The sequence below is a fragment of the Rhizobium sp. TAL182 genome, assembly GCF_002117725.1.
Taxonomy (GTDB): domain Bacteria; phylum Pseudomonadota; class Alphaproteobacteria; order Rhizobiales; family Rhizobiaceae; genus Rhizobium; species Rhizobium esperanzae.
In genome coordinates, this window is sequence record NZ_CP021024.1 from 3,442,352 (window position 1) to 3,454,323 (window position 11,972).

9 protein-coding genes are annotated in these 11,972 nt (G+C 58.7%); 6 read left to right on the plus strand and 3 right to left on the minus strand.

Annotation, left to right across the window (positions count from 1 at the left end; genetic code table 11):
• Positions 1-680: 680 nt before the first annotated feature.
• From Tal182_RS17390 to Tal182_RS17405, 4 genes are all read left to right on the plus strand, one after another.
• The gene (locus tag Tal182_RS17390) at positions 681-2,663 is read left to right on the plus strand and encodes an acyltransferase family protein (RefSeq protein WP_085860225.1); all 1,983 of its coding nucleotides are present in this window, start codon (positions 681-683) and stop codon (positions 2,661-2,663) included.
• 303 nt (positions 2,664-2,966) lie between these two features.
• Entirely contained in the window at positions 2,967-4,820 is a 1,854-nt protein-coding gene (locus Tal182_RS17395; protein WP_085860226.1) for an adenylate/guanylate cyclase domain-containing protein, read from the plus strand.
• Between the two features lie 134 nt (positions 4,821-4,954).
• The gene (locus Tal182_RS17400; RefSeq protein WP_085860975.1) at positions 4,955-6,472 is read left to right on the plus strand and encodes an FAD-dependent oxidoreductase; all 1,518 of its coding nucleotides are present in this window, start codon (positions 4,955-4,957) and stop codon (positions 6,470-6,472) included.
• Between the two features lie 338 nt (positions 6,473-6,810).
• Entirely contained in the window at positions 6,811-8,172 is a 1,362-nt protein-coding gene (locus tag Tal182_RS17405) for a DUF882 domain-containing protein (protein WP_085860976.1), read from the plus strand.
• A gap of 620 nt (positions 8,173-8,792) precedes the next feature.
• Here Tal182_RS17405 and Tal182_RS17410 read toward each other — a convergent pair.
• Positions 8,793-9,074 (minus strand): DUF982 domain-containing protein, encoded by a 282-nt coding sequence (locus tag Tal182_RS17410; protein WP_085860227.1) that lies wholly within the window; start codon positions 9,072-9,074, stop codon positions 8,793-8,795.
• A 280-nt stretch (positions 9,075-9,354) separates the two neighbouring features.
• Here Tal182_RS17410 and Tal182_RS17415 point away from each other — a divergent pair, with 280 nt between their 5' ends.
• Positions 9,355-9,624 carry a BON domain-containing protein gene (locus Tal182_RS17415; RefSeq protein WP_085860228.1) on the plus strand — a complete coding sequence of 90 codons (270 nt, stop codon included), beginning with the start codon at positions 9,355-9,357 and terminating at the stop codon, positions 9,622-9,624.
• Positions 9,625-9,684: 60 nt separating this feature from the next.
• Here the strand turns inward: Tal182_RS17415 and Tal182_RS17420 are convergent, their stop codons facing one another.
• A complete protein-coding gene (locus tag Tal182_RS17420) occupies positions 9,685-10,227 on the minus strand; it encodes a GNAT family N-acetyltransferase (RefSeq protein ID WP_085860229.1) in 543 nt (180 codons plus the stop codon).
• Positions 10,228-10,499: 272 nt separating this feature from the next.
• On the opposite strand from Tal182_RS17420, the gene Tal182_RS17425 reads away from it, so the two are divergent.
• Complete coding sequence (locus tag Tal182_RS17425; RefSeq protein ID WP_064811104.1) at positions 10,500-10,826, plus strand: GYD domain-containing protein; 327 nt, start codon at positions 10,500-10,502, stop codon at positions 10,824-10,826.
• On the opposite strand, the gene Tal182_RS17430 is transcribed toward Tal182_RS17425, so the two are convergent.
• Positions 10,735-11,919 (minus strand): adenylate/guanylate cyclase domain-containing protein, encoded by a 1,185-nt coding sequence (locus Tal182_RS17430; RefSeq protein WP_085860230.1) that lies wholly within the window; start codon positions 11,917-11,919, stop codon positions 10,735-10,737. The two genes, Tal182_RS17425 and Tal182_RS17430, sit on opposite strands and share 92 nt — an antisense overlap.
• Between the last annotated feature and the right edge of the window lie 53 nt (positions 11,920-11,972).

An 11,972-nucleotide genomic window follows, 5' to 3' on the forward strand; every position in this document is an offset into this window, starting at 1 on the left:
AGAGCAAATAATCTGTCCAAAATCGCACAGGAACCAGGATGGCCGCCAATCGTTATCGCATTGAGACCGCGCAAGATGCCTGCGCTCGCAAGCCTCTGACTTCCGACGCGCGGTTTCGTCCTCAACTTATTGCCCCGTCTCGGCGGGGCTTTTTTTATCCAGCGCGCACGACACGGCTCAGGTGATCTTTGGCCAGCGCCGCACCCAAGTCACCGCCCGTCACTCATATAAGCGACAATGCCGCCGATTGTGAGGCCGGCGAAGGCGATCAGCCCTGAAATCCCGAGCCAATCGCCTTCATGCTTTTCCACTCCTCGAAAGCGGGCTGGACCGCCTTACGGTCTCGATCACCCCGGTCTTCGTAGCTGCGACTGTTGTTGGCAGCCTGTCTCCGGCGATGAACGCCTCAGGGGCGAGCGCCCTCAGTGACACGTCAGAAATCAAGGCAGCCTGTTGCGAAGGTAACTGCGGTTGCATCGCTCCTTCCGATTGCCCATCGAGGGTTCCGGAATGCTGATTTACAACAGCACAGAAAATAAAGATTGAAATCGGTCCCGCCCCCAAAGCTTTTATCAGGCCGTACTGTTCTCCCTCGAAGATCTCTGTGTTAGGTCAGCCCAAAAGCGCCACCCCTGCGCGCGACCAAACTACGCTCTCGATATCCAAGGCAGGCGTTAGCATTGAAGGTTTACCGACCAGAGATTGACGGCCTAAGGGCCATATCGGTGATCGCGGTTATTCTCTATCACGCCGAGTTCACGGTTGCCGGCCACACCTTGCTTCAGGGTGGATACATTGGCGTCGACCTATTTTTTGTGATCAGCGGCTTCCTGATTTCCCAGATTTTGCTGACGGAAATCGAAGCGACGGGGCGTATCGATTTCCTGAAATTCTATGCCCGGCGCGCCCGGCGAATTCTGCCTGCATTGTTCGCAGTCATTTTCGCGACGATGCCCTTCGCCTATTATTTTTTGTTGCCATTGGAACTCACGGATTACGCGAACTCCGTAGGTTCGTCGCTGCTGTTTGGATCGAATATCTATTTTTATTTCACTGCGGCCCAGTACGGCGAGCCCAATACCCTTCTCAAGCCTTTTCTTCACACTTGGTCATTGAGCGTCGAAGAGCAGTTTTATATCGCCTTTCCGGTCTTGTTGCTGATCGTGCGCCGATACCTGAAATCAAAGTTTTTGCCATGCGTGTTGATGGCGGCCGCCCTCAGCTTTGTATTCTGTTTCCTCACGGTACGGCACGATCCGCAACAGGCCTTCTATTCGCCGCTCACCCGGGCCTGGGAACTGCTGGCCGGAACACTTCTCGCCTATTACGAGCTGAGGCGTGGGCGCCCTCGCCCCCAGCCGTTGCTCGCAGCGGCCGGGCTTGTCCTCGTTCTGGGTTCGCTCATCCTGTTTAAAAAGGGCACGGTTCATCCTGGCCTGGTCACTGTCATCCCGGTCTTTGGGACCTGTCTGGTGCTGGCATTCGCCAGCCGTGAGAACGCGGTCGGGCGCCTGTTGGCTTCTCGGCCTGCGGCGCTCACCGGACTGGTGTCCTACTCCTTATATTTGTGGCACTATCCGGTCTTCGCCTTCTCGCGGCTGACAAGCTTGCATTTCGATAATGGTGACAAGCTTCTCGCCGTCGCAGTGACGGTGTTGGTCTCGGTCGTCAGCTTCGTCGTCATCGAAAAGCCCCTGCGCCACACCAGGAGAAGCCGCGCTCTCTGGATCACCCTCAGCTCCTCGGTTGTCACCATCGCGGCTGCTGTCCTGTCAGCAATCACTATGGCCGGCTTTCCCAACAGATTGGATGACGTCTATTCACCTGTCGCGCAGGCGAACGAGGCGCGGCTCGAAAGCACTTTTCTGAGCTTGAACGATAACATTCAGGCTGGGAAACCGATTATCTTCATCATTGGGGACTCGCACGCCAGAAACTGGTCGATCGCGCTCAAAAATTACATCGATACCGACCGATATCAGATCGTCGCAGTCAGCTACTTGAACTGCATGGTGGAGATCAAGAACGACATTGTTAAGGCCCCCTCTCGCGCCAGCATTTACGACAAATACTGCATTCCCTTTGAAAAATATATCAACGACAAATCATTGCTCAGCCGAACCAAAGCAATCTTCCTCACAAGCCTTCGGCCTTTCGAATACACCGTCAACCCGTTCAGGTTCGAGCTTATTTCCTGGATGAAAAGCCATTCAGATAACGCGCGCGTTTTCGTTTTCGGAAATTATTTCCAGCTCGACGAATTGCACTCGTGCCTGGGGCTGATGTTTCAGAGAAAATCCGATGCCTCCATATGCCTGCGGGAAGCGAGCTATCCGCCGCCCAACCAGCCTTTGGAGCAACTGCCATTTTTCCCGTCCGGTCTTCCCTTCACCTACATCGATATCGTCAAGCTTCACTGCGATTATGACAAGGAGAAATGCCTGACCAGCAGCAGGGGTGTTCCGTTCATCATAGACTGGAACCATATGACGGCAGAATTTCTGACGACCTTGATTGGCGACATTCTGGAAAAGAGAACCGCCGATCTGCGCAGCGACGGTCTGCTCGATTTCCTGGTACCGCCGCACGCCACGCAAGCCGAACGAACGGCGAGTTCTCAGCCGAACGCTGGCGCCACGTCTGCCGCTCCTCCATCAAATTAGATCCGGATTTAGGCATGCCCATCGCCTCGATGAGTTGGTTCTCGTCGCGCATGACATGGAAGCAGACGATGAGCGTCCTCCGCTTTCCATTCCTATAGCGGAAGTCGCTGCAGCCGATCGACGCGGCATGCATTCCGGTGATCTTCGATCCGATACCGTGCCGTTCCATTCCCGGTTTTAGAGCCGCAGCGGCATCGGGCACCACCGGCCGAATGCTCCGACGGATGTTTATTAGCCATCGCCGAAACATGCGGCAAAATGGTGTATAATGTCTGGGGAGAATTCATGTCGGGGGATTGAGACATGGAGCGCAGGTTATCTGCAATTCTAGCCGCCGACGTGGTCGGATACTCCGCACTGATGGAACAAGACGAAGCGGGCACATTTGACCGTCTTCGAGCGCGCCGCACCGAGCTTTTCGAGCCCGAGATCGCGCGGCATCATGGGCGCATCTTCAAGCTCATGGGCGACGGCCTCCTCGCGGAGTTCGGCAGCGTGGTCGACGCCGTCGAATGTGCCGTGTCTTTGCAGCGCGGGATGACCGAGCGCAACGCCGCTGTTCCTGAGGAGGACAGGTTCAACGTTCGCATTGGTATCAACATCGGCGAAGTGATCGTGGACGGTGACGACCGCTATGGCGAAGGCGTGAACGTCGCGGCCAGGCTGGAGCAACTCGCGCCACCGGCCGGGATCTGCGTTTCCGGCAAGGTGGCGAAGGAGGTCGAGAACAAACTTGCATTTACCTTCGATTCCGTTGGGCGGCAGAAGGTCAAGAACATCGAAGAGCTTGTCGATGTCTACCAAGTGCGCATCGACGCCGCGCCACGCCGACGCATTCGACACAAGCGCGGGAAGGGCCGAGGATGGTGGGCCATTGGGGCCGCGGCAACCATCGTCGCCTTGGTGGCCGCATGGATGGCGTTACAGAATCCGCTGACCATGGTCTCTCCTGCGGGCCCTCGTACGATTCCTTCTGTCGCCGTATTGCCCTTCGCTGATCTCAGTGCCGACAAGAGCCTTGGGTACATGGGAGAAGGGCTGGCGAACGACGTCATCGCGATCCTCTCGCGCTTTTCTGACATTGCGGTCGTCTCGCGAACTTCGTCGTTTGCGTATGAGGGCAAGCAAGGCGACATCCGCCAGATCGGCAAGGAACTGGGCGTCGGCTATGTCGTCGAGGGCAGCGTGCGTAAGGAAAGCGATAGAGTGCGCATCGTTGCACAGCTTATCAACACCAAAACCGGAGACCATGTCTGGGCGGACCGCTTCGATAAGGCGGGAACTGACCCATGGGCGCTTCAGGATGAGTTGACCGGCAAGATCGTGGGCGCGATGACGGGCGAGTTCGGAGCCATTCGCAAAGCGGACTACAGTCAGGCCTGGGGTAAGGATAGCACCAATCTTGCTGAATACGACTACTACTTGCGCGCGGAAAGCCAATTGAACCTCTACACGAAGGAAGGTATCGAACGATCCGGTGAGATTTCACGACAGGGCCTGCAGACATTCCCTGGCTCCCCTCTTTTGACCGTCGAATGGGGGTGGTCTCACTGGTTGAACGCTGCGCTGCTCTACAGTTCTGACCCGCAGGACGATCTTCGGGAGGCGGAGCGACTGGTTAATCAGGTCCTCGCAGACAAGAATCTGAGCCCGCAAGTGGTGCGACTGGCAAATTGGCTCAACGCTTGGCTCCTGACCCTCAAAAGGGACCATGATGGCGCTGTTGCGGCAATGAACAAAGCCATTGCGGTGGCACCCTACAATGCGTTCACGCTTACCGACGCAGGGAGTATCTTTCTACAAGCCGGTCAAACCGAAAAGGCGCTGGAACTGACCGACGCTGCGGCCGCGCGGGACCCTGCGCTATCTTGGTTTTTCAACTATGTGCGAGGTTTTATCTACATCGTGCTTGGCAAGAACGAAGATGCAGTTGCGGTTTTGAAGACAACGGATTTCGCCGACGCACCATTGCAACTAGCCATCGCCTATGTGCGTCTTGGACGCGAGGCAGACGCCCGAGCTGCCGTCGAGAAGATGCTCAAGTCAGCTCCGACTGCGACGATCCAGTCGTGGCGGCAGACCTGGAACTTCCGAGATCCTTCTATTATGGATCACGCCGCAGCAGACCTTGCGCGCGCCGGCCTTCCGCCGCAATAGGCTGTCGATGGTATTCGGCCTTCGTGGCGGATTCCATTCGCCGCCGTCTGCCAATGGGCAGGTTTGGCAGAGTCCCGGCGGAACTTTTGCGTGCCTTCTTCAATTTAGGAAATACTTGTTCGGAGATGTGCGCCATGAATGTGAGCGACGAAAGAACTGTCTCCTTGTGGGCCTCGCTCAGGGTTATGCCCGACGCCACTCCACTCACTGGGAATGATGAGGCCGATGTCGTTGTCATCGGCTCCGGAATTGCCGGCTTGTCGGTAGCCTACGAACTCGCCCTTGCAGGACAGAAGGTTGATGTCATCGATCGCGGCCAGATAGGCAGCGGCATGACGGCCCGCACGACCGCGCATCTGTCATCCATATGCGACGACTATTTCTCCAAGTTGATTGATCTTCGAGGGCGCGACCTGGCTCGCCGGTTCTATGAGAGCCAATCGGCGGCGATCGACCGTATAGAGGCGATCCGGGGGACCGAAGGTATCGACTGTGATTTCAGACGTGTCGACGGGTTCCTGTTTCCATCGTCCCAAGGAGAGGAAACCGATCTCAAACGCGAATTCGACGCCGCACTGCGAATCGGCGCCGCGGTCGAAAAAGTCACAGGCCTGCCATTTGCGGGGTGCGCTGCGACACCCGCGCTTCGTTATGCCAGTCAGGCGACATTCCATCCGCTCAAATATCTCCGTGGGCTGACGGCGGGCATTCGCGCTCGCGGCGGCAAACTCTTCTGCGACACAGTGGTCGAGCAGGTCGAGGAGACCGAAGGCGGTGTTCGTGTGTCGACGGACTCCGGCTTCAGCATTACCGGCAAATGGGCAGTGGTCGCCACCAACTCGCCGATCAATGACCGTGTCGCCATTCACACCAAGCAAGCGCCGTATCGGACCTATGCGATGGCCTTCGAGATCGAACGCGGGGCGATCGCAGATGGGCTCTATTGGGACATGGAAGATCCCTATCATTACGTGCGTCTGCAACCCGGTGACGGCGCGACGGACTTTCTCATCGTCGGCGGTGAAGACCACAAAACAGGCGCCGTCGACGATGCCGGAGAGCGCTTCGCCGCCTTGACGGTATGGACCAGGCGTCTGATGCCGGATATTGGAGCCGAGACCCATCGCTGGTCTGGGCAGGTGATGGAGACGATCGACTACGCCGCCTTCATCGGCCGCAATCCCGGCAATCAACGCGTGTTCGTCATCACCGGCGATTCAGGCGAAGGCATGACCCATGGCGTGGTCGCTTCACTGTTGATCCGCGATCTCATGCTCAATGGCGACAGTCCGTGGCGGGAAATTTACGAGCCCTCGCGGAAGACGCCCCGGGCGATCGGCGATTACCTGATGGAGAATGCGACGGCGATCAAGAATTTCGCAGAGTATGTCGCGCCTGGCGAACTCGATTCCGTCGACAAGTTGCAGCCCGGTGAAGGCGCCATTGTCCGGGAGGGGCTGACCAAGATCGCCGCCTTCCGAACAGAGGCTGGGGTGCTCTACAAACAATCGGCATCTTGCACACACATAGGCTGCCACGTGCACTGGAATTCCCTTGAGCGCTGCTGGGATTGTCCTTGCCATGGCTCACATTTCGCCGTCGACGGCACCGCTTTGAATGGCCCGGCTGTTTCGCCGTTGGCCGGCATTTGATAGTCCCTTTTGTTGCTCATTCAGGTCCCGCAGGCGGGTAAGATGATCAGACGGCGACGGCCAGCCTGAGCGGAAGGTCGTGCCCTGAAACTGTTCTTCACGCATACGGGCGAGAGGGGCGCGACGGAAGGTTCGATCCAAACCGCCTCACCCAGATCAAGCTTAAAATGGTGCGCACATTCACGAGCTTGACGCCTCGGGCGGCCCACATCTTCAATTCGCCAAACCTCCACATGCGCTCGTTAGCATTTTGTTGACCATAAGCTGGCTTTACTAGGCCTGATGGATGCGGAGGTTTCCGCCCGTCGTCGAATGTTTGGTGTGGGACGGGATTGTTCGTGTTGGAGTATTCACAGGGTTTATCGGGTGAAGCCTTGGGCGGAATTGCCGCGCTCCTGTCGCGTGCTAAACGCTTCGCGGCGCACACCGTTCTGCCGGCTCTGTTTGCGCTGCCGGCGCTTGCCGGTTCTGCATCCCTCGCCTCGGCGGAAGATCGGGCGCTGAAGCTGTTCTTTACCCACACGGGCGAAAGGGCGACGATTACCTACAAGCGGGATGGAAAGTTCGATTCAAGAGGCCTCGCCCAGATCAATCGCTTTCTGCGCGACTGGCGAAGGAACGAGCCGACCCGGATGGATCCGCGGCTGCTCGATCTGGTCTGGGAGGTGTATAAGAAGAGCGGCGGCAGGGATTATATCCACGTCGTCTCCGCCTATCGTTCCCCTGCCACCAACAACATGCTGCGCAACCGCTCGCGCAGCACTGGCGTCGCCAAGAAGAGCCAGCACATGCTGGGCAAGGCGATGGATTTCTACATTCCCGGCGTGAAGCTTGCGACACTGCGTGCCATTGCCATGCAGATGCAGGTCGGCGGTGTCGGATATTATCCAACCTCGGGATCGCCCTTCGTGCATCTCGACGTCGGCAATGTCCGGGCCTGGCCCCGCATGTCCCGGCAGGAACTCGCGCGCATATTCCCGAATGGGAAGACGATGCATCTTCCGGCCGATGGCCGGCCCCTGCCGGGATATAATCAGGCGGTTGCGAACTACAGGAAGCGCGTCAGTTCCAGCTCGATCGAGATCGCCAGCACCGCCGGAGAAGACGAAGACACGGGAGCCTCCGCCACCCCGAGCGGCGGCACAACAGACAACAAGCTGGTGACGGCGCTGCTGCCGACGTCGAGAAGCCGGGTCTTGAATGCGCTAGCGCAGCAGACCGGCGCGGTCGAGCGGGATGACAAAGGCTCCGCTCCCGACCTTTTATCTCTCCCGATTCCGATCCCGGCGATGCGCCCCCTCGCCCTGAACGCGGGCGCGGACGACAAACTGGTGACTGCCTCGATCGGCCCGATTGCAGCACTTCCGGAGAGACGGCCGCCCGCATTGCCGGCTCACGCTCGTTTCCACCCCGTCGTTGCCGCACAGCAGACCTCCAGGCAGGGCGCCGACATGATCGCCTCCCTGCCGATGACCGCGTCCTGGGAAGAAGCAGATTTCCTTGGATCGACGTCCGAAGCGGCGCTGATGCAATGGGCGCTGCATTCTCCCGGTGCGGCGATTGGCTTGAGCGCGCCTCGCCTTTCCCCACGCATGGTCCATCGCGAGGCGAATGTCGCGGCTTCAGACGAGAATCCCGTTCCGGTCGCCGCCACAGGTCCGTTCGACGCCAGCCGGTTTTCGTCGCTCCCGGAGGGGTGACCACAGGAAAACGACAGGTGCATAGGGGCCGGAAGGCGTTTCTAAGCTTGCGCCAGAGAATTGCTCAGTTGCTGTGGGGACAAGGGCGGAGAGCCAATGGTGACACCGAAATAACAGAGATGCTCTTCTCTCCGTTCGCGATCAGATCAACGGAGCGATTAGAGTGTCTCAACGCAAGGTTATAAATATACCATCACTCGCCCATCGCCTCTGAGCCGTATCAACAAGATCATAAGTCGCAGGAACTTCTTTCAATACCGGCGCGTTAGCAGTGCGGATGTGATCGTCGCTCAGTCGACTTCGCATTTGTCCTTTCCGACTCTTCGCAGCCCCGCGATCCAGCGGGGCTTTTTTTGCGGAAGTACTTTGCTCTGTACGGCACCGTACGGCAACTCTCGCGACGCGCGGGCGTTCATTGCTTCGGATCGCGCAGAGGGAGCATCTCCTGTCTCCGCGCGCACCCCTAGGCCCTGTGCGATCCACAATACCCTTGAGACAACCTTCCGAGATCCGATTGCGAGCAGCGGCAAGGCAGCTGGTAAGCCGCGATCGCCGGCCGGCCAACGATTTCGTACGGCCCGAACGGGGCTGCGCATATGCCGCTGGGTTCTTTCACTGTCTCAGTGAACAACCGCGATCACCGGTATCCCGGCTTCCTCCGCGGCGCGAATGAGGGCGGCGCGCGCCTCATTGGGCGAAATATTGCCCTGGATCGCATCCAGGCAGGTCTTTACAGCTGCTATATATTCCCGGCCGTCGTCCGTCGGCCAGGCGGCGATAAGCGCGCCGGCGACCTCGCCGAGCGACCGGACCAGCCTGTGCTTTTCCTGACGGTCCATCACAAGCATCAGAGGCGCGAAGTCTTCGCTCGTGTGCCAGTCCACAATATCGACCGTCTGCATTGCCATTCTTTCCTTTACCCTCACAAGAAGCCTCCCGCATCCGCTGAAACGCGGACCGCGGGATCGGCAGGTTGGCGCTTCGCCAGGAGGTCTCTGCGGTGTTTCACGACAACGACCAGGAACGTCCTGAGGCGTCCCTTCAATCGGACGGGAAGCATCTAAGGCAGGTGATGCCGGGGAAAAGCCGGACCTAAGTCGGACTGGAAGGGCGGCACCTGCGGTTCATATAACAGATGCATGTAACCTGCAGGTCCGTGGAGGGGCGGAACGGGAGGAGGAGATGAAGTTCGGCCCCGACAACAACCACGAAGAGCGCTTTTCGCAAGGCCACAGTTCGGCAGCAACCATCGCAACAATCGAGGCGGCCCTTTCCGCTGATCCCGACATCGACAGCAGCGCTATCGAGGTCAGGATGCTCGGCCCTGTCGTGCTGCTCGAAGGCTATATAACAAAGCCCGCCGACCGCGAAAAAGCCATAGCACTTGCCGCGATGATCGTCGGTGAGGAGAATGTCCACGACCGGATGCTGAGCCGTTTCTCCACGCAGTAAAGAGACGACGGAAGCAGTCGACCGGCCACAATGCGACGACGGCAAAAAGAGCGTTCTCGCCTAGGCTTCGAGCGGCCTTCGCATTCTGATCAGGGGAACGCTTGCGCCGCCGCGTGCGTCTTCCACGCGTTCAATGGCGCGATATCCGCACGTGCGATAGAGCGGTTCACCCGATAACGTCGCCATCAATTCGATTTCCCGGAAGCCTTCCTTGTGCGCCGCCGCCTCGCAGAGCGCCATGATCAGTCGGCCGATGCCGCGTCGTGTAAAGTTCGGGTGCGTGTACATCGCCCTGATGCGGGCCGGGTCTCTGGCAGGATCGAGGAGAGCGGCATCGCGACCGGGCGTGCGATCGCCGCCATAGAGCGTTGCGCGTCGGCTCCACCCACCACACCCCACCAGAACCCCGTCGATCTCGACGACAAAATAGGTGCCGTCCGCAACCAGCTGGCTATCCAGGCCCATGATGGCGCGGCTCGAAGAAATCTGTTCGGCCGTCAGAAAGGGTTTCTGGTTCTCCGCGATAGCCGCATCCATCAGCAATTTGAGGTCGTCCAGATCGCTGTCGCGGGCCAGTCGATGACTGAGTTGCTGTTGTTCCATCTCCGCCGCCTTTGACGGTTCGGCCAGTCTGCGCATCCGGGCGGGCAGCCGCGCCGTTGGCCATTCTAACAAGCGCGACCGGTGAATTGAAGCGGGATCTCGCGGTCAAGCCACGCCCGCGATCAAGCCCAGATCTCTTTTCATAGCCCTGCCCCTCTGATGCAACAGCAGCTGGCGGTGCGGACGCAGGAGAGCCGGATAGCCACATTGAGTGACTCGCCTTCCTCTTGGCTTGGGCGTTTACTCTATCGCTCTGGCGGAGGAAGCAGACCATGGCCATGTATCTCACGCGCTTCAGCTACACGCCCGAGACCTGGGCGCGCATGATCGAAAATCCTGAGGATCGCCGAGAGGCGGCACGCAGCTATATCGAATCCGTGGGCGGCAAACTCCATGGATTCTGGTACGCCTTCGGGGAGCATGACGGATGGAATTTGTGGGAGGCGCCTGACAACGTATCGATGGCGGCCGTCACGCTTGCGATCGGCGCCGGCGGCGCGCTCAGCTCTATTGAGACCACCGTGCTCCTTGAAGTCGAGGATACGATCCAGGCCTTGGGAAGAGCGAAGTCGATCCGGTACCGCCCACCGGCAGCGTAGGCTGCGGTACACCCACCTTCCGGACTCCGTATGAGTCACGCTCATAGGTGGCTGGGGCAGAACCGGCATGACTGCTCTCGGCGGAGCACACCGGCGCTTCATCGTGGTTGTCCGACACGGACCGAGGATCAGACGATAGGTGTCTTTTCCTGCCAAACTCATCCCTTTGGGCGACCATCGCAACGATGCTTCGCGCAATCTCCTCCTGAACAACGAAGATATCTTCGAGCAACCGGTCGTGACGATCCGCCCAAAGGTGGGTGCCGTCCTCCGTTTCAACGAGTTGCACCGCGATCCGCACGCGATCTCCGGCTCGCCTAACGCTACCTTCAACAATATAGCCCGCGCCCAGGCGCCGTCCGATTTCACGCGGATCAGCTGTGCGCCCACGCAGAGCAAAAGATGAACTTCTGGCAATCACCATCAGCTCCGAGAACCTGGCCAGTTCAGTGATGATATCTTCGGTCATGCCGTCGCTGAAATAGGCTTGTCCCGGATCGCCGGAGATATTCTCGAAGGGGAGAACTGCTATGGCCGGTCCGTTCAAACTGGATCTCTTGTGCGATATGAATTGAGATCCGCTTAGCGGCAGATGATAGGCTTTGATAGGCCGTGAAATGTTTTTGAGATGCTGCTCTCCAACGTATTCGACCGTTGCGTCAATCTTGCCGGCGAGGTGCTCGTACGCGGAGCCCGACATCAGGACGTCGCCCGGTGGGCACAATTGTTCCAGGCGCGCGGCGATGTTGACCGCATCCCCTAGAAGGTCGTCCCCCTCAACGACGACATCCCTGAGGTTTATCCCCATTCGGTAGACAATGCTGCTGTCAGGGTCGGACGATCTCCGATGCTCTGCTGCCGTATTCTGCATGGCAATCGCGCAGGACACAGCTTCGACCACCGAGGAAAACTCCGCGATAAATCCGTCGCCTGTCAGTTTCACCAGCCGTCCCGAATGTGCGATGATGAGCGGCTGAAACGTCGTGGCCTGCAGCTCGCCAAGGGCAGTAAGCGTCTTACCCTCATCCTTCTCCACAAGCCTTGAATAGCCGACGACGTCGGCGATCAGAATAGCTGCCAGCCTTCGCTGCAACGCATACCCCTCCGTCAAAGATGGCCGATCGGGTCAGACCCTGCCCGAGGCAG